The 21,985-nt window shown below is 65.4% G+C and carries 18 protein-coding genes; 10 read left to right on the top strand and 8 right to left on the bottom strand.

Annotated features, from left to right (window positions below; translation table 11 throughout):
- Nucleotides 1–1,434, top strand: coding sequence for a peptidylprolyl isomerase (locus IB236_RS05350; protein ID WP_192419288.1), 1,434 nt, complete (start codon nt 1–3; stop codon nt 1,432–1,434).
- A gap of 55 nt (nt 1,435–1,489) precedes the next feature.
- Nucleotides 1,490–2,269, top strand: coding sequence for a 16S rRNA (adenine(1518)-N(6)/adenine(1519)-N(6))-dimethyltransferase RsmA (gene rsmA / locus IB236_RS05345; RefSeq protein WP_192419286.1), 780 nt, complete (start codon nt 1,490–1,492; stop codon nt 2,267–2,269).
- A 275-nt stretch (nt 2,270–2,544) separates the two neighbouring features.
- On the opposite strand, the gene IB236_RS05340 is transcribed toward rsmA, so the two are convergent.
- The 7 genes from IB236_RS05340 to IB236_RS05310 all read right to left on the bottom strand — a co-directional run bounded on the left by IB236_RS05340 (nt 2,545) and on the right by IB236_RS05310 (nt 10,216).
- Entirely contained in the window at nt 2,545–2,754 is a 210-nt protein-coding gene (locus IB236_RS05340) for a hypothetical protein (protein ID WP_015016367.1), read from the bottom strand.
- The gene (locus IB236_RS05335) at nt 2,733–3,158 is read right to left on the bottom strand and encodes a barstar family protein (protein ID WP_015016366.1); all 426 of its coding nucleotides are present in this window, start codon (nt 3,156–3,158) and stop codon (nt 2,733–2,735) included. The genes IB236_RS05340 and IB236_RS05335 overlap by 22 nt, the downstream gene beginning before the upstream one ends.
- Nucleotides 3,159–3,296: 138 nt before the next feature.
- Nucleotides 3,297–3,704, bottom strand: a complete 408-nt coding sequence (locus IB236_RS05330) for a ribonuclease domain-containing protein (protein ID WP_056056729.1) — start codon at nt 3,702–3,704, stop codon at nt 3,297–3,299.
- A gap of 154 nt (nt 3,705–3,858) precedes the next feature.
- Nucleotides 3,859–6,201: an NADP-dependent malic enzyme gene (locus IB236_RS05325; RefSeq protein ID WP_056742688.1), complete on the bottom strand. Its 2,343-nt coding sequence runs from the start codon at nt 6,199–6,201 to the stop codon at nt 3,859–3,861.
- A 403-nt stretch (nt 6,202–6,604) separates the two neighbouring features.
- Nucleotides 6,605–8,125 carry a CoA-acylating methylmalonate-semialdehyde dehydrogenase gene (locus IB236_RS05320; protein ID WP_108496904.1) on the bottom strand — a complete coding sequence of 507 codons (1,521 nt, stop codon included), beginning with the start codon at nt 8,123–8,125 and terminating at the stop codon, nt 6,605–6,607.
- Nucleotides 8,126–8,195: 70 nt separating this feature from the next.
- The gene (locus IB236_RS05315; protein WP_192419284.1) at nt 8,196–8,825 is read right to left on the bottom strand and encodes a DJ-1/PfpI family protein; all 630 of its coding nucleotides are present in this window, start codon (nt 8,823–8,825) and stop codon (nt 8,196–8,198) included.
- Between the two features lie 29 nt (nt 8,826–8,854).
- Nucleotides 8,855–10,216 carry an aspartate aminotransferase family protein gene (locus IB236_RS05310; protein WP_108496902.1) on the bottom strand — a complete coding sequence of 454 codons (1,362 nt, stop codon included), beginning with the start codon at nt 10,214–10,216 and terminating at the stop codon, nt 8,855–8,857.
- Nucleotides 10,217–10,346: 130 nt separating this feature from the next.
- Here IB236_RS05310 and IB236_RS05305 point away from each other — a divergent pair, with 130 nt between their 5' ends.
- A complete protein-coding gene (locus tag IB236_RS05305) occupies nt 10,347–11,327 on the top strand; it encodes a LysR family transcriptional regulator (protein ID WP_099731720.1) in 981 nt (326 codons plus the stop codon).
- A gap of 94 nt (nt 11,328–11,421) precedes the next feature.
- A complete protein-coding gene (locus IB236_RS05300; RefSeq protein ID WP_015016359.1) occupies nt 11,422–11,727 on the top strand; it encodes a flagellar basal body protein in 306 nt (101 codons plus the stop codon).
- A gap of 218 nt (nt 11,728–11,945) precedes the next feature.
- On the opposite strand, the gene IB236_RS05295 is transcribed toward IB236_RS05300, so the two are convergent.
- Nucleotides 11,946–12,218, bottom strand: coding sequence for a DUF2061 domain-containing protein (locus tag IB236_RS05295; protein ID WP_056056719.1), 273 nt, complete (start codon nt 12,216–12,218; stop codon nt 11,946–11,948).
- A gap of 275 nt (nt 12,219–12,493) precedes the next feature.
- On the opposite strand from IB236_RS05295, the gene IB236_RS05290 reads away from it, so the two are divergent.
- From IB236_RS05290 to IB236_RS05265, 6 genes are all read left to right on the top strand, one after another.
- Nucleotides 12,494–13,543, top strand: coding sequence for an SPFH domain-containing protein (locus IB236_RS05290; RefSeq protein ID WP_056056717.1), 1,050 nt, complete (start codon nt 12,494–12,496; stop codon nt 13,541–13,543).
- A 114-nt stretch (nt 13,544–13,657) separates the two neighbouring features.
- On the top strand, nt 13,658–15,172 hold the full coding sequence (locus IB236_RS05285) for a DUF4178 domain-containing protein (RefSeq protein ID WP_056742694.1): 1,515 nt from the start codon (nt 13,658–13,660) through the stop codon (nt 15,170–15,172).
- Between the two features lie 70 nt (nt 15,173–15,242).
- A complete protein-coding gene (locus tag IB236_RS05280; protein WP_015016355.1) occupies nt 15,243–15,461 on the top strand; it encodes a DUF350 domain-containing protein in 219 nt (72 codons plus the stop codon).
- Between the two features lie 77 nt (nt 15,462–15,538).
- The gene (locus IB236_RS05275) at nt 15,539–17,113 is read left to right on the top strand and encodes a polyamine aminopropyltransferase (protein WP_056742696.1); all 1,575 of its coding nucleotides are present in this window, start codon (nt 15,539–15,541) and stop codon (nt 17,111–17,113) included.
- A 122-nt stretch (nt 17,114–17,235) separates the two neighbouring features.
- Nucleotides 17,236–20,988, top strand: coding sequence for a PAS domain S-box protein (locus IB236_RS05270; RefSeq protein ID WP_192419282.1), 3,753 nt, complete (start codon nt 17,236–17,238; stop codon nt 20,986–20,988).
- Nucleotides 20,985–21,977 (top strand): two-component system response regulator, encoded by a 993-nt coding sequence (locus IB236_RS05265; RefSeq protein WP_192419281.1) that lies wholly within the window; start codon nt 20,985–20,987, stop codon nt 21,975–21,977. Before IB236_RS05270 ends, IB236_RS05265 begins: the two co-directional genes overlap by 4 nt.
- The last annotated feature ends 8 nt before the right edge of the window (nt 21,978–21,985 follow it).

The following is a 21,985-nucleotide window of genomic DNA, read 5'->3' as shown; positions in this document are numbered from 1 at the left end:
ATGAACCACCGTGTATTCGCACTGGCCTTGACGGCCGCGTTGGCATCCCTCGTGGCGCAAGGCGCTGCGGCCCAGGGCCTGCGCCCCTCAGGGACCTCGTCCTCGGGCAAGACAGGGTTGTCTTCATCGCCGTCTTCGCTGAATGCGCGCCCTGCTGCCGTGCCCTCCATCACGCTGCCCGCGCCCTCCACCAGCACGGCCCCGCGCTCGGCCGATTTCATTGTGGCGGTGGTCAACTCCGAGCCCGTGACCAACTACGAGGTGCGCTCGCGCCTGGCACGTGCCGAGGCGCAGATCGCCAAGCAGGGCGGTGCCATGCCACCGCGCGATGCGCTGGCGCGCGAAGTCCTCGAACGCATCATCCTGGAGAAGGTGCAGCTGCAGCAGGCCCGCGAATCGGGCATCAAGGTCGATGACTACGCCGTGTCGCAGGCCGAGCAGGGCGTGGCCCGCCAGAACGACATGACGGTGGACGAGCTGTATGCGCGCCTGGCCCGCGACGGCATGAGCAAGGACCGTTTTCGCGAAGAGCTGCGCAACCAGCTGCTGCAGCAGCGCCTGCGCGAACGCGAAGTCGAAGCACGCGTGAAGGTCAGCGACCTGGACGTGGACCAGTTCCTGCGTGAAGAGCAAAAGGGCACGGATGTCGCCGCCATGGAGATCAACCTCGGCCATGTGCTGGTGGTAGTGCCTGAAAACGCCACCCCCGCGCAGGTGGCTGAGCGGCAGGCACGCGCACAGCGCGCGGCCGACAAGGTGCGTGCGGGCGAAGACTTTGCGGCGGTGGCCCGCGAGTTCTCCGATGCGCCCGAAGGCCAGCGCGCTGGTGGATTGCTGGGCTTGCGGCCTGCGGATCGTTATCCGGAGCTGTTTGTGAACTCCACCCTCGGCCTGCCGGTGGGCTCCATCGTGGGCCCGGTGCGCTCGCCAGCGGGTTTTCACGTGCTCAAGGTGGTGGAACGTGTGACGGCGGGTATGCCGACCACCGTAGTGCAAAACCATGCGCGCCACATCTTGCTGCGCACGGGCCCCCAGTTGTCCGAAGCCGCCGCCGCCGCGCGCCTGGCCGACTACCGCCGCCGCGTGCTGGCGGGGCAGGCCGACTTTGCAGCCCTGGCGCGCGAGCATTCGCAGGACGGCAGTTCCAAGGAGGGCGGTGACCTCGGCTGGGCCAACCCAGGCCGGTATGTCCCCGAGTTCGAGCAAGCGCTGGACGCCCTCAAGCCCGGTGACATCAGCGAACCCCTGGTTTCGCGTTTTGGCGTGCACCTGATCCAGCTGCTCGAACGCCGCGAGGCCAAGCTCACCCAGCGCGAGCAGCGCGAAATGGCCCGCAGCACGGTGCGCGAGAAGAAGCTCGACGAGGCATATGCTACCTGGGCGCAGGAGTTGCGCGGGCGCGCGTATGTCGAGTACCGCGAGCCACCCCAGTGAGTGCAGCGCACACGAGCTCCAAGCACTCTCAGACACGACAACAGGTAAGCCCGCGTTGAAACACATTCCCCGCAAGCGCTTCGGACAGCATTTCCTGTCCGACCAGGGCATCATCGACGGCATCGTGCAGGCCATTGCGCCGCTGCCCGGCCAACCCATGGTCGAGATCGGGCCCGGTCTGGCCGCGCTGACGCAGCCCCTGGTGGAACGTCTGGGGCGCCTCACGGTCATCGAACTGGACCGCGACCTGGCGCTGCGCCTGCGCCTGCATGGCCAGCTCGACGTGATTGAGTCGGACGTGCTCAAAGTGGACTTCACCGCATTGGCGCACACCCTGCGTGACAAGGCAGGACAGCCCGGTTTGCGGTTGCGCGTGGTGGGCAACCTGCCCTACAACATCTCCACACCCATCCTGTTCCATCTGCTGGACCATGTGCAGGTCATCGAAGACCAGCACTTCATGCTGCAAAAGGAAGTGATCGACCGCATGGTGGCCAGCCCCGCCACGGGCGATTACGGACGCCTGTCGGTGATGCTGCAATGGCGCTACGCCATGGAAAACGTGCTGTTCGTGCCGCCCGAGAGCTTTGACCCGCCGCCCCGCGTGGACAGCGCCGTGGTGCGCATGGTGCCGCATGCAGAGCCTGCGGCCTTGTCTGTGCCGCTGCTGGAAGAGCTGGTGCAGGTCGCCTTCAGCCAGCGCCGCAAGCTGTTGCGCCACACGCTGGGCCGCTGGCTCGAAGCCCGCCAGTTTGCTGGTGAATTCGACACCCAGCGCCGCGCCGAGGAAGTGCCCGTGGCCGAATACGTGGCACTAGCGCAGAAATGCTCTTGAATTGATAGCTGGCGGCGCTTGCTGAATAGGCGCTGGCGGTCTATGGATGCAAAAAATGGGGCGCAGTGCACCCGTATCATCCGCATCAATGGCAGGAAAAGAGGCCTGCCTCGGGTGTGGCAGGGCGCTTGATTAAACTCTGCCCTCGACGATGGGCGAGATACCATGCTAGAGATACCGCGCAAGGGCCGCCCCGCCGCGCTGATGTCGTCCCTCTTCCCGGCGAAGCCGAGAGAAGGGGGAAGCGGCGTAGCCGCTCAGGGGGATGTACCGAGTTATGCGGCGCTGAGCCAATACCCGGCATTGAAAGGGCTGCTCATGCGCAGCGCCATGGGCGACACGTCCACAAGCTTGTCGGTGGGCATTTTTTCAGCGGGTTCACCGTTGATCTCGATGCCTTCCACGGCCTGGGTGTCGCTAGCCTCGTTCGCCCGTTCTGCTTGGCTGGTGGATGCAGAACGGGCTACAGAAAAGAATAGAAACACCGGAAGGGGATCTTGCGATCACCCCAGTAGTCGGCTGCATCACGGAAGATGTCGAGCAGCTGCTCGCGCGCTTCCTTGTCGAACTTGCCCGTGGCAGGAATCTGCTCCAGCACCACGATAAAACCAGGCTGCGGGCCTGATTTGTGCAAGGGGTCTGTCATGCAGTCGTACAACGCATCGAAGTTCTTGCCGAAGTGCGACGGGAACGTGAATTGGGCGGCAATCAGGTCCAGCACATCCTGCTTGGACTGCGCGTGGGCCAGATTGGCGTACAAGAAATGGTGACCCATGGAGGTGGCTGCATCCTGCAGGTCCTGCACGCGGAAGGCGCGAATGGACTGCACGATGTTGGTGCGCACGCCACGCAGTGGCGTTTCCAGGTCTTTACGAAGTGGCGTCTGCATCTCCGCTACTCTTTCTTTATAAAGTCCACAAACTTCTGGCATCTCACAGGCTGCAGGATGCGGCCTGTGAATGGGGAATTCAATGGGGCGCGGCGTACGCTTTCAGGGATGGGCTGGCTGGCGTACGACGCATTGGGGTTACTCGACGATCTCGCGAAAACTGGCGTAGTGGTCGCTGGTGTAGTAGCAGGCATCCGGCATCCGGGGCTTGCCGCCACACACTATGCGCCGGGCTCCCCGGTCGCGCGATCCTGGTGTTCTGACGGTGTATTCACGGTAGTAGCCCCGCTTTTGGGCGGGCAACAGCCGCTCGCGATTGCCAAAAACCGATCCGTCCTTGTCGTACGGAAAGGGCCCGCCCTCACGGATCAGCGCATACGTAGTCCGCCCTTGGGGCGGCAACTCGGCCAGTGCGATGGGGGTGATGGACCCGTCGGTGGACGGGGATTTCCGGGCATGTCCCGCGACCGGAGACAGCACGAAAGCAACACCCAAAACACACAATAACCCTGCCTTGCGCGCCCGGGTGGCTACAGCCTTCAGCATCAACGAACCTTTCAGAAACTACGGGTTAACCCGAAATTTCGACCCGCTAGTGTCGCTCAACGGTCTCCAAAAAGCAAGCGTCTGCACAAAGATTGGGCAGACGCTGAAGGGCTTTGCAAGGGTTTTAAGTTAGCGCTTGCTATTCTTTTAAGGCTTACCGCAGGGCATTGGCATCGGCCACGGTGAGGGCTGTCATGTTCACAATACGACGCACGGTGGCACTGGGTGTCAGGATATGAACCGGCTTGGCTGCGCCCAGCAGCACGGGGCCGATGGCAATGCCGCCACCTGCTGCGGTCTTGAGCAGGTTGTAGGCAATGTTGGCGGCGTCGATGTTGGGGAACACCAGCAAGTTGGCGTCGCCGGTCAGCTCGCTGCTGGGCATGAGCGCCGAGCGGGCCTTGCCGTCCAGCGCCACGTCGCCATGCATTTCGCCGTCCACTTCCAGCCAGGGGGCCTGCTGGCGCAGCAGTTCCAGCGTCCGGCGCATCTTCACGGCGCTGGGGCTGTTGCTGGTGCCGAAGTTGGAGTGCGACAGCAGCGCCGCCTTGGGCTTAATACCAAAGCGCATCATTTCCTCGGCGGCCAGGGCGGTGATCTCTGCCAGCTCCTGCGGCGTGGGGTCGTAGTTGACGTGCGTGTCCACCAGGAACACCTGGCGGCCTGGCAGCATCAGGCCGTTCATGCAGGCGTACACCGGCACATCCTGCTCGGTGCTGTCGGCGCCGCCTGCATGCTTGCCGATGACCTGGTCGATGTACATCAGGTGGTTGGCGGTGGTGCCCCAAGTACCGCAGATCAGGCCGTCCACTTCGCCCTTGTGCAGCATCATCGAACCGATGAGCGTGAGGCGGCGGCGCATCTCGATCTTGGCAACCTGCTGGGTGATGCCCTTGCGCTCGGTCATGCGGTGGTAGGTCTGCCAGAAGTCGCGATAGCGGTGGTCGAAGTCGGTATTGACCACGTCGTAGTCCACGCCTTCCTTCAGGCGCAGGCCAAACTTTTCGATGCGCTGGGCGATGATGGCGGGGCGGCCGATCAGCGTGGGGCGCGCCACCTTTTCGTCCACCACGATCTGCGCAGCACGCAGCACGCGTTCTTCTTCGCCCTCGGCATAGGCCACCCGCTTCTTGGCGGCATTGCGGGCCGCGTCGAAGATGGGCTTCATCGTCGTGCCCGAGGCATACACAAAGGTCTGCAGCCGATCGCGGTACGCGTCCATGTCAGCGATGGGGCGCTGTGCCACGCCGCTGTCCATGGCGGCCTGGGCCACGGCGGGCGCAATCTTCATCATCAGGCGCGGGTCGAACGGCTTGGGAATCAGGTACTCGGGCCCGAAGGTCAGCTTCTCGCCCACGTAGGCGGCGGCCACCACCTCGCTTTGTTCGGCCTGTGCCAGCTCGGCAATCGCGTGCACCGCGGCAATCTCCATCTCATCGGTGATGGTGGTGGCACCGCAGTCCAGTGCCCCACGGAAGATGTACGGGAAGCACAGGACGTTGTTCACCTGGTTCGGATAGTCCGAGCGGCCCGTGGCCATGATGATGTCGTTGCGCACGCTGTGCGCCAGCTCGGGCGTGATCTCGGGGTTGGGGTTGGCCAGCGCGAAGATCACCGGGCGTTCGGCCATGGTGGCCACCATCTCGGGCTTGAGCACGTTGCCGGCCGACAGGCCCAGGAACACGTCCGCCCCCACCATCACCTCGGCCAGCTTGCGCGCGTCGGTCTTCTGCATGAACTGGCGCTTGTCGTCGTCCATCAGCTCTTCGCGGCCTTCATACACCACACCAGCCAGGTCGGTGACGAACACGTTCTTGCGCTGCACGCCCACCTTGAGCAGCAGGTTCAGGCAGGCCAGGGCCGCCGCACCCGCGCCGCTGGTGACCAGCTTCACGTCTTCGATCTTCTTGTTGGCGACCTTGAGCGCATTCACGACGGCAGCCGCCACCGTGATCGCCGTGCCGTGCTGGTCGTCGTGGAAGACCGGAATCTTCATGCGCTTGCGCAGCTCGCGCTCCACATAGAAGCAGTCGGGGGCCTTGATGTCTTCGAGGTTCACGGCGCCAAAGGTCGGCTCCAGTGCCGCAATCACCTCCACCAGCTTGGCGGGGTCCTTCTCGTCGATCTCGATGTCGAACACGTCCACGCCCGCGAACTTCTTGAACAGAACGGCCTTGCCTTCCATCACTGGCTTGGAGGCCAGCGCACCAATGTCGCCCAGGCCCAGCACGGCCGTGCCGTTGCTGATCACGGCGACCAGGTTGCCGCGCGAGGTGTAGCGGAAGGCGTTGGCCGGGTCCTTCACGATCTCTTCGCAGGGCGCGGCCACGCCGGGCGAGTAGGCCAGCGCGAGATCGTGCTGGTTGATCATCTGCTTGGTCGCGGCAATCGCCAGCTTGCCGGGCTTGGGAAACTCGTGGTACTCGAGAGCGGCACGGCGCAACTGGGCACGCTTGTCGGAATCGTTGTTGTTCTGGGCCGTGGTGTTCTCGGGCATTCAGTGTCTCCAACTCAGGGGTGAGGGGCCAAAACCGTACTCCAGCGGGTCTGCAGCAGGCTGTCAGCTTTGTAAGGGTCTGCGATTGTAGGGGGATGTGCGTAAAAACCCTAGTAAGCGAATCTGCTTACAGAGGGGCTGTTTGCCCATTGATTGTGTCGTGCGGGCAGGGTTTTGAGACCTCCGTATCCATGCACAAAAGCTATGAAGTGTTTTGCTTTTTGATGGGTAAGACCTCGGCATCCGAAAACGGGTCGCTTCATGGGCTCTTCTTGCGCCAAAAGACGGCATGCCACGCCAGCCATGCGCATTTGCATGGCTCGCCTTCAAACCCACTGGCACGGCACAGAACGAAAAAAGGCCCCACGTGGGGCCTTTTCGTCGAAAAGTGGACGCTGGTGCTTCAGCGGCTGCTCGGGAAGCTGAACACCGCCCCCTCACGCACGCCCGCCGAGGGCCAGCGCTGCGTGATGGTCTTGCGCTTGGTGTAGAAACGCACGGCGTCGGGGCCGTAGGCGTGCAGGTCGCCAAACAGGCTGCGCTTCCAGCCGCCGAACGAGTGGTAGGCCACGGGCACGGGCAGGGGCACGTTCACGCCCACCATGCCGACCTGGATGTGGTCGGTGAAGTAGCGGGCAGCCTCGCCGTCGCGGGTGAAGATGCAGGTGCCGTTGCCGTACTCGTGGTCGTTGATGAGCTGCATGGCTTCCTGCAGCGTCTTCACGCGTACCACGCCCAGCACGGGGCCGAAGATTTCTTCCTGGTAGATCTTCATGCCGGGCTTGACGTTGTCAAACAGGCAGGCGCCCAGGAAATAGCCGTTCTCGTGGCCTGCCGCCACCTTCACGCCACGGCCATCCACCACCAGCGTGGCGCCTTCGGCCACGCCGCTGTCCACATAGGCCTTCACCTTCTCGAAGTGGGGCTTGGTGACCAGCGGGCCCATGTCGTTGCTGTTGTCGGTGCCGGGGCCGACCTTCATCTTGGCGATCTCGGTCTTCAGGCCTGCGATCACGGCGTCACCCACTTCGTCGCCCACGGCGACCAGCAGAGGGATGGCCATGCAGCGCTCGCCACACGAGCCGTAGGCCGCGCCCATCAGCGCGCTCACGGCGTTGCCTACGTCGGCGTCGGGCATCAGCACGGCGTGGTTCTTGGCACCGCCCAAGGCCTGCACGCGCTTGCCGTGTTTGCAGCCTTCGGCGTAGATGTATTCGGCAATGGGGGTGGAGCCCACAAAGCTTACGGCCTTGACGCGGGGGTCGCGAAGCAGCGTGTCCACGGCCAGCTTGTCGCCGTTGACCACGTTGAGCACGCCGGGCGGCAGGCCCGCTTCCAACGCGAGCTGGGCGATGAATAGCGTGGAGGAGGGATCCCGCTCCGATGGCTTGAGCACAAAGGTGTTGCCGCAGGCCACGGCCATGGGCCACATCCACAGCGGCACCATGGCCGGGAAGTTGAAGGGCGTGATGCCTGCAGTGACGCCCAGCGCCTGGAACTCACTCCATGAGTCGATGCTGGGGCCCACGTTGCGGCTGTGCTCGCCCTTGAGCAGTTCGGGCGCGTAGCTCGCGTATTCGACGTTTTCAATGCCGCGCTGCAGCTCGCCGTGCGCGTCGGCCAGCACCTTGCCGTGTTCGGCGGTGATCAGGGCGGCGATCTTGTCGGCGTTTTCTTCCAGCAGCACTTTGAGCTTGCTCATCACGCGCGCACGCTTGAGCGGCGGCGTGTTGCGCCAGGCCGGAAACGCGGCCTCGGCCGAGGCAATGGCCGCCTCGACCGTGGCCTGGCTTGCCAGGGCCACGCTGGTGGTGGACAGGCCGGTGGCGGGGTCAAACACGGGCTGCGTACGGGCGGTGTCGGCGACGATCTGGCCGTCGATCAGGTGGCCGATGGTGGTGGTGACGTTTTTGTCGTGGTTCATGGTGATTTCAAGTAAAAAGTGCCACAAGCGCTAGTGAAACATGCGCTGAAAGCTATCAAATTTATAGTATTCAAGCCGCAGCAGCCTGGGGCTCCAGCGCGGGCAGCACATGCCCCAAGGCGCGGTCGATGAACTCCTGCTTCTCGCCCACCGGGGCAAAGTAGTGCAGCACTTCGCGCGCGGCGTCCAGCCCCTTGAGACGGGCGATCAGCCACGCCACCAGGTACTGCGAGGCCAGGCACCCGCCCGCCGTGGCCACGTTGCCGTGGGCCGCAAACGCGCGCGGCACCACGTCCACGCCCGACTCCACCACCCACGGCTTGCTGGTCAGGTCCGTACAGGCGGGCGTGCCGCTCAGCAGGCCCAAGCGGCTGAGCAGGAAGGTGCCAGAGCACTGCGCCGCCAGCAACTGGCGGGCGGGGTTCAGCACCCTTAGCTGTTCCATCAGCGCGGGGGTGTTGGCCACCTCACGCGTCTTCATGCCGCTGCCCACCAGCACCGCGTCGGCCGCAGCCAACTGGCTCAGGTCTTCGTGCGCGTCGATGGTCAGCCCGTTCATGGACGTGATGCGGGGTGTGGGACTCGCAATGCGCACCTGCCAGTCCTTGTCGCCCAGCAGCGCGATGCGATTGAGCATGCCAAACGCCACCAGCGAATCCAGGTCGTTGAAGGCATCGAAGGTGAGGATGGAAATGCGCATGGAAGGGCAGGCTGGCTGGCGAAGGAAGCTCAGGCGGTTTCTTGCAGGGCGTCGCCCAGTGCGCTGATCAGGCGGTCGATTTCGGCCTGGGTGCTGATGAAGGGCGGTGCCAGCTGGATGGTGTCGCCACCGTAGCGCACGTAAAAGCCCTTCTTCCAGCAGTTCATGGCGATCTCATAGGGGCGCTTGGCAGGCTCGCCGGGCAGCGCCGCAATGGTGAAGCCGGCCGCCAGGCCAAAGTTGCGGATGTCGGCCACATGCTTGGCGCCCTTGAGGCTGTGCACAGCCTGCTCGAAGTACGGGGCCAGCGCCTTCACGCGGCCGATCATGTCTTCGTTTTGCAGGATGTCGAGCGCCGCAATGCCCGCCGCGCAGGCCACGGGGTGGGCCGAGTAGGTGTAGCCGTGCGGGAATTCGAGCATGTACTCGGGGCCGCCTGCGGCCATGAAGGTGTCGTAGATTTCCTTGGTGGCCACCACGCCGCCGAGCGGCTGCGCGCCGTTGGTGACCTGCTTCGCAAAGTTCAGGATGTCGGGCGTCACGCCGAAGGCTTCGGCACCCGTCCAGGCGCCGCTGCGGCCAAAACCGCTGATCACTTCGTCAAAAATCAGCAAGATGTTGTTTTGGGTGCAGATCTCGCGCAGGCGCTGCAGGTAGCCCACAGGCGGGATCACCACACCGGCCGAGCCCGAGAAGGGCTCGACGATCACGGCGGCGATGTTGCTCGCATCGTGCAGTGCAATCACTTCCAGCAGGCGGTCGGCCAGTTCCTTGCCCGTGGGCGGCATGCCCTTGTGGAACGAGCCTGCGGGCGGCTGGGTGTGGGGCAGGTGGTCGGCTTCCACGCCTTGGCCAAACAGCTTGCGGTTGGCCACGATGCCGCCCACCGAGATGCCGCCAAAGTTCACGCCGTGGTAGCCCTTTTCGCGGCCGATGAGGCGCGTCTTGGTGCCCTGGCCCTTGGCGCGCCAGTAGGCGCGGGCCATCTTCAGAGACGTGTCGGCCGACTCGGAGCCCGAACCGGTGAAGAACACATAGTCCAGCCCAGCAGGCGTCAGTTCCTTCACGCGGTTGGCCAGCTCGAACGACAGCGGGTGGCCAAACTGGAAAGCGGGTGCGTAGTCCAGCTTCATCGCCTGCTTGCCGATGGCTTCGGCGATCTCGCGGCGGCCATGGCCCAACCCGGAGCACCACAGGCCCGACAGGCCGTCAAAAATCTTGCGGCCTTCGCTGTCGGTGAAATAGGCGCCGCTGGCCTCCACGATCATGCGCGGGTTGGCCTTGAACTGGCGGTTGGCCGTATAGGGCATCCAGTGCGCGTCCAGCCACTCGGCGTCCATGCGGGGGCCTTCGGCGCCAGCGGCGGGTTTTTCGATGTTGACGAAGCTCATGGGGTTCTCCAGTGCAAAGGCGGCGACAAAAAAGCGGACAGCCCCAGCGGCCTGGGGCTTGACGTAGGGCATTGTTGCGCCGCCTGTTAATCTCTCAAATAATCCAATATCAATGTTTACTTGACGATTTATGCAAGTAAAAGACCCGGTTCCATCCCCCCAAGCTTCAGTGCCCGCAGTACCGGGCAAACACCGCGCTGTGCTGGGCCAGCTCAGCGACATGGACCTGCGCCTGCTGCAGGTGTTCAAGAGCGTGGTGGAGTGCGGCGGCATGTCGGCCGCCGAGCTGGAGCTGAACATCGGCACCAGCACCGTCAGCCGCCACATCAAGGACCTGGAAGCCCGCCTGGGCCTCACGCTGTGCCGCCGGGGGCGGGCGGGGTTTGCGCTGACTGCCGAGGGGCAGCGGGTGTATGACGAAACCCTGCGCCTGCTGGCCTCGGTGCGCAGCTTTCGCGACAGCGTGGACGACATCCACTCGCGCATGGGCGGGCAGCTGGCCGTGGCGGTGTTCGACAAAACCGCCAGCAACCCGGCCGCCCGCATTGGCGAGGCGATTGCCGCCTTCACCGCCCAGGCCCCCGATGTGCAACTGCAACTGCATGTGGGCTCCATCAACGCCATCGAGCGCGGTGTGATCGACGGCAGCTACCAGGTGGGCATCATCCCCGCGCACCGCAGCTCGCAAAGCCTGGCCTACGCCGACCTGTTTGGCGAGACCATGCTGCTGTATTGCGGCGCGGGCCACCCGCTGTTTGGGGCGTCATCGCCTCCGGCCGACTGGCATGCCGTGCGCGGCTACCAGTTTGCGGGGCTGGGCTACCACTCGCCCAATATGGAGTTGAGCCATCAGGCCCGGCTGCAGCGTGCGGCCACGGGGTTTGACCAGGAGTCCATCGCCACGCTGATCCTGTCGGGCCGCTTTCTCGGGTTCTTGCCCGACCACTACGCCGAGGCCTTCGAGCGCCAGGGCCGCATGCAGGCGGTGAACCCGTCGCTGTTCCACTACCACTGCCAGTTTGTGAGCCTGATGCGCCGCTCCCCCGCCCCCGCCCGCGCGGCGCAGGCGTTTGCGCAATGCCTGGAGGATGCGCACCGGCCCGGTCGCTGACAGGGGTATTGCGGGGCTGCGGCTTGCCAGCCGCCGCGGCGCGGCGGACAATTCGCCTTCTTTGCAACATTGTGTGACATCGGGAGCAGCGCCCATGGCCAGCATTTCCTCCATCGGCAGTTCAGGCCTCCAGGCCGCCCAGTTGCGGCTGGACGCGTCGGCCAACAACGTGGCCAACATGAACACCCCCGGCTACCGCCGCGAGGTGGTTGCACAAGAAGAAGTGGCCGAAAGCGCCGGCGTGCGAGCCACCGTGCAGCGCGAACAGGACGCCAAGGGCGTGGCGCTGGAGCAAGAGGCGGTGGAGCAGATGTCGGCCACTTACGCGTTCAAGGCGAATCTGCAGACCATCAAGACGCAGGACGAAATGATGGGCTCCTTGCTGGATGTGAAAGCCTGAGCGCTGCCCATTCACCGCCTGTTTGTGTTCCCACCCCCATGCCCCGCCGGTCGGGGCATGTTCGTTTCTGGCGCAGGCAGAGAGGACTGCCCGCTATCAGTTGGTATCGGCCAGCCCCGCCAGGCGCTGGACCAGCCAGCGTTGAAAGGCCAAGCCCGTGGCGGTGCGGCTGCGCAGTGGAATGGCGTACATGGCGGTACTCCTTGTCGTGAGTTTGTTCAGGCGCCCTGGATGGCGGGATTGCTGTGGGGCGATGGGGTAGCGCTTTGGCGTGCAGCGCGCCGACCAGCCCGGTCCCACGCCTTTTCATGGAAGAAGAAGGCCACCGCCTGCACCGTGGGCTCCAGCAGGCTCAGGGTGAGCGAGGCCCACAGGTTGCCGGTGACGGCATAGGCCACCAGAGCGGCCACGCAGATGTGGATGAGGTAGTAGCTGCCCGTCTTCATCAGCATGGTTTGGTTCTGGCGGGCAACGCGGCGGATGAGGGACATGGCGGACTCCTTGGTTCAACAGAGCCTGCGGCGGTGCAGCAGGGATGGTTGAATGGTAGTGATTCGCAATAGCGAAAGCCAATTGATCATCGCTAAGGCGCAGATAGCCGCTATCCAATGACGCCTTACGAAGCGCCGCAGCGCCTATCCCAAACAGACTGGTTCTGCGCGTGAACTAGTTCACGTTCCGCCACTGAAAAAAGCCGCTGCCACCAAAGCCCCCGTTGCTATGATGGCCGCTCTTTTCAACCCCCTCTTTTGCTTTGGGAGCACACATGGCCCTCATGGACTTCATCAAGAAACAGTTCATTGACATCATTCAGTGGACCGAAGAGGGGGACGGCACGCTGGCCTGGCGCTTCCCCATGCGCGACATGGAAATCCAGAACGGCGGCACGCTGGTGGTGCGCGAGTCGCAGATGGCCATCTTCGTGAACGAAGGCCAAGTGGCCGACGTGTTTGGCCCCGGCACCTACAAGCTCACCACGCAGACGCTGCCGGTGCTCACATACCTGAAGAACTGGGACAAGCTCTTTGAGTCCCCCTTCAAGAGCGATGTGTACTTCTTCAGCACACGCCAGCAGATCGACCAGAAGTGGGGCACGCCCCAGCCCATCACGATCCGCGACAAGGACTTTGGCGCCGTGCGCCTGCGCGCGTTCGGCAACTACGCCTTCCGTATCGCCGACCCCAAGCTGTTCCACACCGAAATCTCGGGCACGCGCGAGTCCTACCCCGTGGCCGACCTGGAAGGCCAGCTGCGTGGCCTGGTGTTGCAGAACATCAGCAACGCCATTGCCGGTAGCGGCCTGCCGTTCCTGGACCTGGCGGCCAACCAGGTCATGTTTGCCGATGCGCTGACCAAGGAGCTGGCGCCCATCTTCGCCAAACTGGGCATCTTGATCGAGTCCCTCACGGTGCAGAACGTCTCGCTGCCCGAAGAGCTGCAGAAGATCCTCGACCAGAAGATCGGCATGGGCATGGTTGGCAACGACATGGCCAAATTCATGCAGTACCAGACGGCGCAGGCCATCCCCAAATTTGCCGAGGGCGCGGGCAACGGTGGCGGTGTGGCGGGTGACGCCATGGGTCTGGGCGCGGGTGTGGCGCTGGGCCAGGTGCTCGCGCAGAACCTGCAGCAGGGCCTGCAAGGCGGCGGCGCAGCAGCCCAGGCAGCGCCCGCAGCGGCGGCCGCTGCAGTGGGCGTCAAGCCCGAAGACGTGATGGCCACGCTGGAGAAGCTGGGCGAGCTCAAGTCCAAGGGCATCCTCACGCAGGAAGAGTTCGACGCCAAGAAGGCCGAACTGCTCAAGAAGCTCGTCTGATCGATCGGATCGATTGCTATCATAAAAATAGCTGCTTGCGCTGGAGGGATAAGCGCTAGAGGCCAATAGGGCTTCAAAGCCGTTTAGCGCGGCGCGGGCAGAACACTCCACACGATGGCCACCGACCCCACCCAGCGCTATTACCGCGCGCCCTGCCCCGGCTGTGGCGCGCCGGTGGAGTTCAAGAGCGCGCAGTCCACCCATGCCGTCTGCGGCTACTGCCAGAGCACCGTCGTGCGCAGTGGCGATGTGCTCACGCGCCTGGGCAAGATGGCCGAGCTGTTCGACGACCACAGCCCGCTGCAGCTCATGGCCAGCGGGCGCATCCAGCTCGACGGCAAGGACGTTCCCTTTACCCTCATCGGCCGCCTGCAATACAAGGGCGACGCGGGCGTGTGGACCGAATGGGCGGCCTTCCTGAATGACGGCACGCTGGCCACGCTGGGCGAAGACAACGGTGCCTATGTCTTCACCCGGCCCATCGACCCCGGCCGCGAGATGCCTGCGCCCGAGCGCTTTCGCATCGGCACCACCACGGCCATCAACGGCAAACCCTACAGCGTGGCCTACACCGGCCAGGCACAGCTGATCTCGGCCCAGGGCGAGCTGCCCAAACTACCGCCGCTGGGCCAGCCCTTCGGCATGGTCGAGTTGCGCAGTGCCGACGGCGAAGTGGTCAGCATCGACTACGGCCACACCCCGCCCAATGTGGAGCGTGGCAAGGCAGTGCTCCTGGAAGACCTGCAGCTGCAGGGTCTGAAGGACGAATCGGCCAAGGACGAAAAAGGCCGCCAGTTCAACTGCCCGCACTGCGGTGCGCCGGTGCAGGTACAGCTGTCCACCTCCAAGAGCATCACCTGCGGCTCGTGCGCCAGCATCATCAGCCTGGACAGTGGCGTGGGCGGAGAGTTGCGCTCGGCGGAGCAGGACGAACCCGTCCAGCCCCTGATCCCGCTGGGCAGCAAGGGGCAGCTGCAGGGCGTGCACTGGCAGGTGGTGGGCTTTCAGCACCGGATGGGCGTGGAGCCCGGCGATGACGAGCACTTTGGCTGGAGCGAATACCTTCTCTACAACCAGAAGCGTGGCTTCGCGTTCCTGGTCGATTCCGAAGAAGGCTGGAGCATGGTGCGCCCCACCACCGGCGCGCCGCAGATGGCAGCCACGGGTCGCTCCGCCACGTACATGGGCACCAAGTACGACCTCAAGTACACCTACGAGGCCGAGACCACCTATGTGCTGGGCGAGTTCTACTGGCAGGTCACGCGCGGCCAGAAGACCACCAACCGCGACTTTGCGAGCGCCAAGGGCCTGCTGTCGATGGAGCAGAGCCCGAACGAGATCACCTGGTCTGCGGGGGACAAGCTGTCCAGCGACACGGTGGCCAAGGCGTTCAAGCTGGACGACAAGAAAGATGTGCTCCAGCGCGACGACCCTGGCCCGTTCGTGGCCAAATCCGGCCTGGGCTGCGGCACCATCATCATCATCGCCGTGGTGATCCTGATCCTGCTCATCTTGCTCAGCCGTTGCTCCAGCTGCGATCCCCGGGTCGAAAACTGTTCCTCGTCCTCCAGCTACCGAAGCTCGGGGGGCTCGTACGGCGGATATTCGTCGGGCGGCAGCCACAAGTAGTGCGGCGCTTGCTTCTGTTCATCCGCCAGCCACACTCACCGACACCACGTTTCAAGGAGATCACACCATGATGGGATTCGAATGGCTCAAACCCGCGGCATTTCTCGGGTCCATCCTCTACGCCATCATTGGCGTCATCATCTTCTGGCTGGCCTTTGTCATCGTGGACAAGATCACGCCCTATGACCTGTGGCGCGAGATCGTCGAAAAGCAGAACCAGGCCCTGGGCCTGGTGGTGGCCGCGATGTGCCTGGGCATCAGCATCATCGTGGCGGCTGCCATCCATTGACGCATTGACGCGTTTTCGAGCCCCTACCGCCTGAATGAACGAAGCGGCGCACCCGGCAGGGTGCGCTGACCGCTGCCTTGTCGTCTCCCACCCCGTCGCCCGTCGCGCCCGCGCCTGCGGTGCCGCCCCCATCCTCTGGCCCCCGCCCCATCGACATCGCGCTGCTCATCAGCGTGTTTGTGGTGGCAGCCTGCGGCCTGCTGTACGAGCTGGCCGCCGGGGCGCTGGCCTCCTATGTGCTGGGCGACTCGGTGCTGCAGTTCAGCACCATCATCGGCACCTACCTGTTTGCCATGGGCCTGGGGTCGTGGCTGTCGCGTTACTTCGAGCGGCAGCTGCCCGCGCACTTCCTGCGCATCGAGCTGCTGGTGGCGCTGATCGGCGGCGCGCTGCCAGCCACGCTGTTCCTCGCCAATGCGTATGCGCCGGGTGCGTTCCGGTTCCTGCTGTACGGCATGGTGCTGATGGTGGGCACGCTGGTGGGGTTGGAGATTCCGCTGGTCATGCGCATCCTCAAACGCAACGTGGTGCTCAAGGACCTTGTCTCGCAGGTGCTCACGTTCGACTACCTGGGCGCGCTGGCGGTGTCGCTGGCGTTTCCGCTGCTGCTGGTGCCGCACCTGGGGCTCATCCGCACGGGGTTGTTGTTCGGGCTGATGAATGCCGCAGTGGCGCTGTGGGCGGTGTGGCTGTTCCGGCATGAGCTGCGGCGCCTCCAAGCCCATTTGTTCGCCTGCCTGATGGTGGTGGGCCTGCTGCTGGCGGGACTGGCGGGGTCTGAGCAGATCACGAGCTTTGCCGAAGACAAGTTCTACCAGGACCGCATCATCTTCACCACGGCCACGCCCTACCAGCGCATTGTGGTCACGCAGGGCCGCTATGGCCACCGGCTGTACCTCAACGGCAACCTGCAGTTCTCCGAGTCCGACGAATACCGCTACCACGAGGCTCTGGTGCACCCCGCCATGGCCGCGCATGGGGCGCCCAAGCGGGTGGCGGTGCTGGGCGGCGGCGACGGCATGGCGGTGCGCGAGATCCTCAAGTACCCCTCGGTCGAGTCCGTCACCCTGGTCGAGCTGGACCCGGCCATGACGCGCATCTTCAGCGAGAACCCCACGCTGGCAAAGCTCAACGGCCACGCGCTGCAAAACCCCAAGGTGACCATCGTCAACACCGATGCCTTTGGGTGGCTGCAGCAGGGGACGGACCTTTTTGACGTGATCGTGGTGGACTTCCCCGATCCCACCAACTTCTCCATCGGCAAGCTATACACCAACAGCTTTTATGCGTTGCTGGACAAGCGGCTGGCGGCCAGTGGCTACGCCGTGGTGCAGACCACCTCGCCGCTGGTGGCGCGCCAGAGCTTCTGGACGGTGGTGCAGACCATCGAATCCGTGGGCCTCTCGACAGCGCCGTACCACGCCCATGTGCCCAGCTTTGGCGAATGGGGCTATGTCATCGCCAGCCGCAGGCCGTGGCGCCTGCCCGACGCCCTGCCACCCGGGCTCCGGTTCCTGAGCGCCCCGTCGCTGCCCCTGCTGTTCGACTTTCCGCTCGACATGGCGCGGGTGCCGGCCGACGTGAACCGCCTGTCCAACCAGGCGCTGGTGCACAGCTACGAGCGCGAATGGGGCAAGGTGGTGGCGCATTGAGTCGCCGTTTGCCAGGGCCCCAACAGGCATTCGCCGAGCAATTTGCAGGGGTTCTGCCCGCTGGCATGGGCAGCACAATCGGCTACAAAGCTGTCAAGACCTGATCGCCGTGGGCGCCCCCGATGCTGGACCTTTTTTTCCTTTCTGACGCACAGCCCTATCCGCTGCTGTGGGCGCAGCACGATCCCTGGCTGGTGACGCTGTCGGTGGGCATGGCGGTGCTGGCCTCCGTGCTGGCGCTGCAGATGGCGGGTCTGGCCCGCCGCGCCGACACCCGGTTCATGCGCCAGATGGCGCGGGGGTCCGGGGCGATGGCGCTGGGCGGCGGCATCTGGTCCATGCACTTCATCGGCATGCTGGCCTTCACGGTGTGCGCGCGGGGCCAGTTTGATGCGTGGACCACCGTGCTGTCCCTGCTGCCCAGCGTGGGCGCGTCGTGGGTGGCGCTGGGCTTGCTGATGCGCCGCGAGATCAGCCGCTCCGCCCTGGTGGTGGGTGGGGTGCTGGTGGGCGCTGGCATTGGCGCCATGCACTACATCGGCATGGCAGCATCGCAGTGGGCGCCTGTCATGCGGTACGACCCCTGGGGGTTTGCCGCCTCGGTGCTGGTGGCCGTGTTGCTGGCCATCGTGGCCCTGTGGGTGCGGTTTGGGCTGGAGCGCGTGGTGCGTTGGCGCGCCCGGTGGCTCAATGCGGTGGCCGGTGTGGTCATGGGGCTGGCGATTGCGGGCATGCACTACACCGGCATGGCGGCCTTGCGTTTCATTGACGCCCCCAACGAGCTGGAACTGCTGACTGCGGCCGATGGCGCGCCCCTGGCACTGGCCGTTGCTGCAGTGGCGTCGGGTATCGGGCTGCTGGTGATCGCCATCAACGCGGGCTTGCGTTACCGGCAGATGTTCCTGCAGATGCGCCAGAGCGAGTCCCGCTTGCGCGCCATTGCCGACACCGCCGTGGACGGCATGGTGATGATCGATGCGCAGGGCCGTGTGCAGTCCTTCAACGCAGCGGCCGAGCGCATCCTGGGCTGGCGTCCCGACGAAGTGGTGGGCCAGAACGTGTCCATGCTCATGCCCGAGCCCGACCGCTCGCGCCACGACACCTACCTGCAGCGCTACCTGCAAGGCCAGGGCGGTGGCGTGGTCGGCGCCAACAGCCGCGAGGTGCTGGCTTTGCGGCCGGATGGCAGTACCGTGCCCATTCGCATCTCCATAGGCCGCGTGCCGCTGGATGGCGCGCCGGTGTTCGTGGGCTTCATCAGCGACCTGACACAGCGCCGCGCCATGGAGCAGGAGCTGCAGGCCAGCGAGCAGCGCCTGCGCTCGCTCATGGCCAACATTCCGGGCGTCACTTTCCGATGCCGCCACGATGCCGACTGGACCATGCTGTTCATCAGCGATGCGGTGACCGCACTCACGGGCTGGTTGCCGCAGGACTTTCTGGACGGCCGTATCAACTTCACCCAGCTCACGCTGCCCGAAGAGGTGGACCGCCTGTGGGCGGAAGTCTCCATGGCCATCCAGGAGCACCGGCCCTACCACGTGGAGTTTGGCCTGCGGGACCGTGATGGGCGCCTGCGCTGGGTGTCGGAAAGCGGCCGCCCCGTGGTCGGCGATGACGGCCAGGTGCTGTGGATCGACGGCGTCATCATGGACATGACCGTCTTTCGCGAGCGCAACGCCGAGTTCGAGAGCACGGTGCGTGCCATCAACCGTGCGCTCTCGGTGGTGGAGTTCGACATGCAGGGCCATGTGCTCAACGCCAACGCCAATTTTCGAGAACTCATGGGCTACCGGCTGGAAGAGATCGTGGGCCAGCACCACCGCATGTTCTGCGAGCCCGCCTACGCGCAGACCGAGGCGTACGCGCAGTTCTGGGCGCAACTGCGAGCTGGCCAGCTCGATGGCGGTGAATATCAGCGACTGGGCAAGGACGGCCGGCCCATCTGGATCCAGGCCACCTACAACCCCATCTTCGACGCCCAGGGCCAGCCGTTCAAGGTCGTCAAGTTTGCGACCGACCTGACCCAGCGCCGCGCCATGGAGCAAGAGCTGCGCACCGCCAAGGAGCGTGCCGAGCAAGCCGCCGCCGCGCGCAGCACCTTCCTGGCCAACATGAGCCACGAGATCCGCACGCCGATGAACGCCATCATCGGCTTCACCGAGGCCCTGCTCGACACCCCCATGGACGCGCAGCAGCGCCGCCACCTGGGCACGGTGCAGCATGCGGCGCGCTCCATGCTGCGCCTGCTCAATGACATCCTGGACACTGCCAAGCTGGAAAAAGGCGCGGTGGAACTGGAGATTGCGGACTTCTCGCTGCAAGAGGTGTGCGACCAGATCCTTGCCTCGCTGCGCATCCATGCGGGCAAGAAGGGTCTCGCGCTGCAGTGCCTGACGGACGACCGGGTGCCGCCCTACCTGCGGGGCGATGCGCTGCGCCTGCAGCAGGTGCTGCTCAACCTGCTGGGCAACGCGCTCAAGTTCACCGAGCGCGGCCATGTGCTGCTGCGGCTGGACTACCACGACGGCACGCTGGTGATGGAGGTGGAGGACACGGGCATCGGCATCGCGGCGCAGCACCTGGAGCGCATCTTCGACCCCTTTGCGCAGGCCGACGCATCCACCACCCGGCAGTTCGGCGGCACCGGCCTGGGCACCACCATCTCGCGCCAGCTGGTGGAGCTGATGGGTGGCAGCATCAGCGTGCGCAGCACCCTGGGTGTGGGCACCACGTTCACCGTGTGTGTACCTTTGCCGGTGGGCCAGGCGACGGCGGCAGTGGCCACCGTGAGCCATGCGGTGCAGTTGCCGCCGCTGCGCATGCTGGTGGTGGACGATGTGCCGGCCAACATCGAGCTGCTGCAGATCCACCTGGACCGGGGGCGCCACCAGGTGACCGTGGCGCGGGATGGCGAAAGCGCTGTCGCCGCCTACGAGGCCGGGCGCTTCGATGTGGTGCTGATGGACTTGCAGATGCCCGGCATGGACGGCCTGGAGGCCACGCGCCGCATCCGCGCGTTCGAGCAGGCGCAACGGCGCAAGCCGGTGCCGGTGATCGCCCTGTCGGCCAGCGTGCTGGAGCAGGACCGGCGCAACGCACGCGCTGCGGGCATGGACGGTTTTGCAAGCAAGCCGCTGGAGCCCGCCCGCCTGTTCCGCGAGATCGCCCGCGTGCTGCACCTGCAGCCCGACACCTCCACATCGGGGTGGAGCAGTCTGCAGACCTTGACGCGCGCCACCGACTTGCCACCGGTCCCCCACGCCACCGTCGCCGCGGTGGACTGGGAGCGTGGCACCCGCCTCTGGGGCCAGCGTGCGCTGCTGCGCGATGCCGTGGCGCGCCTGCTGACCGACCATGCCGCCACCCCCGCCACCTTGCAGGCCCTGGTGGCGCAGCCCGACATGGACGCTGCCCGTGCGCTGGCCCACCGCCTGCGTGGTGCGGCAGGCAACCTGGCGCTGGGCCCGCTGCAAACGCTGGCGCAGCGCATCGAGGAAGCCGCCCACAGCCTGGACCGCACGGCTCTGCAGCCGCTGGTGGCCGCCCTGCCCGCCGCGTTGCAGGCCGTGGAGCAGGCCCTGGCCCACGAGGCCGTGGCCGCCGCAGCGCCCGCCCCCGGCGTGGGTCAGCACGCACCGTTGACCGCCGACCAACGCCAGCAGGCCCGGGACGCCGCGCAGGCGCTGCAGCAGGCCCTGGCACAGTCCGAGCTGGCCCAGCCGCCGCTGGACCTGCTGGTGCAGATGCTGCCTGCAGATGCCACCGAGCGCCTGCAAGAGGCCATCGACCGCTTTGACTTTGACCAGGCCGGGGTGCAGTTGCAGCAGCTGCGCACGCACTGGCTGGACGAACCCCTGGAGAACCCCGCATGACACCGGCCCCTGACCAGCGGCCCCGCCTGTTGCTGGTGGACGACGAGCCCACCAACCTGCAGGTGCTGCGCCACATCCTGCAGTCCGACTACCGCCTGCTGTTTGCCACCGACGGTGAACGTGCGCTGCAGGTGGCGCGCGAGCAGCGGCCCGACCTGGTGCTGCTTGACATCATGATGCCGAACCTGGACGGCTATGCCGTGTGCCGCGCGCTCAAGGCCGATGCTGCCACGGCCTCCATCCCGGTGATCTTCATCACCGCCCTTACCGACAGCCAGGACGAAACTGCCGGGTTTGACGCGGGCGCGGTGGACTACATCACCAAGCCCGTCAGCCCGCCCGTGGTGCGCGCGCGGGTGCGCACCCACCTGTCGCTGGTGCGCATGGACGAGCTGCGCGAAACCCGCCTGCAGATCGTGCAGCGCCTGGGCCGCGCGGCCGAGTACAAGGACAACGAAACCGGCATGCATGTGATCCGCATGAGCCACTTTGCCCAGCTGCTGGCCCTGGCTGCCGGCCACAGCCAGGCCTGGGCCGAAGACCTGCTCAACGCCGCGCCCATGCACGACGTGGGCAAGATCGGCATCCCCGACGCCGTGCTGCGCAAGCCCGGCCCGCTGAACGCCGATGAGTGGGACACCATGCGCCGCCACCCCGAGATCGGCGCCGAGATCATTGGCGAGCACCCGTCCGGCGTGCTGCAGCTGGCCCGTGAGATTGCGCTGGCCCACCACGAAAAGTGGGACGGCAGCGGCTACCCGCGCGGCCTGGCGGGCGAGGCCATCCCGGTGTCGGCGCGCATCGTGGCGGTGGCCGATGTGTTCGATGCGCTCACCACCCGCCGCCCCTACAAGGAACCCTGGCCCGTGCAGGATGCGCTGGACCACATTGCAGCGCAGGCCGGCAAACACTTCGACCCCGCCCTGGTGGCGCTGTTTGCCCCGCTGGTGCCGCAGCTGCTTGAGATCCGCGCCCGCTGGGCCGATTGAGGCGTGAC

It is taken from the genome of Acidovorax sp. ACV02, from assembly GCF_014851475.1.
Lineage (GTDB): Bacteria > Pseudomonadota > Gammaproteobacteria > Burkholderiales > Burkholderiaceae_C > Acidovorax > Acidovorax delafieldii.
Note: the sequence above shows the minus strand (reverse complement) of the source record. Positions and strands in the feature narration are given on the sequence as shown.

Bases quoted from the DNA above. Each gene is read 5' to 3' on its own strand.
- IB236_RS05330 (WP_056056729.1), bottom strand. From the start codon at position 3,704: ATGCTGAAGGCTGTAGCCACCCGGGCGCGCAAGGCAGGGTTATTGTGT.
- IB236_RS05315 (WP_192419284.1), bottom strand. From the start codon at position 8,825: ATGCGCATTTCCATCCTCACCTTCGATGCCTTCAACGACCTGGATTCG.
- IB236_RS05325 (WP_056742688.1), bottom strand. From the start codon at position 6,201: ATGCCCGAGAACACCACGGCCCAGAACAACAACGATTCCGACAAGCGT.
- IB236_RS05335 (WP_015016366.1), bottom strand. From the start codon at position 3,158: ATGCAGACGCCACTTCGTAAAGACCTGGAAACGCCACTGCGTGGCGTG.
- IB236_RS05305 (WP_099731720.1), top strand. From the start codon at position 10,347: ATGCAAGTAAAAGACCCGGTTCCATCCCCCCAAGCTTCAGTGCCCGCA.
- IB236_RS05265 (WP_192419281.1), top strand. From the start codon at position 20,985: ATGACACCGGCCCCTGACCAGCGGCCCCGCCTGTTGCTGGTGGACGAC.
- IB236_RS05295 (WP_056056719.1), bottom strand. From the start codon at position 12,218: ATGTCCCTCATCCGCCGCGTTGCCCGCCAGAACCAAACCATGCTGATG.
- IB236_RS05320 (WP_108496904.1), bottom strand. From the start codon at position 8,125: ATGAACCACGACAAAAACGTCACCACCACCATCGGCCACCTGATCGAC.
- IB236_RS05300 (WP_015016359.1), top strand. From the start codon at position 11,422: ATGGCCAGCATTTCCTCCATCGGCAGTTCAGGCCTCCAGGCCGCCCAG.
- IB236_RS05280 (WP_015016355.1), top strand. From the start codon at position 15,243: ATGGGATTCGAATGGCTCAAACCCGCGGCATTTCTCGGGTCCATCCTC.
- IB236_RS05310 (WP_108496902.1), bottom strand. From the start codon at position 10,216: ATGAGCTTCGTCAACATCGAAAAACCCGCCGCTGGCGCCGAAGGCCCC.
- IB236_RS05290 (WP_056056717.1), top strand. From the start codon at position 12,494: ATGGCCCTCATGGACTTCATCAAGAAACAGTTCATTGACATCATTCAG.
- IB236_RS05285 (WP_056742694.1), top strand. From the start codon at position 13,658: ATGGCCACCGACCCCACCCAGCGCTATTACCGCGCGCCCTGCCCCGGC.
- IB236_RS05350 (WP_192419288.1), top strand. From the start codon at position 1: ATGAACCACCGTGTATTCGCACTGGCCTTGACGGCCGCGTTGGCATCC.
- IB236_RS05270 (WP_192419282.1), top strand. From the start codon at position 17,236: ATGCTGGACCTTTTTTTCCTTTCTGACGCACAGCCCTATCCGCTGCTG.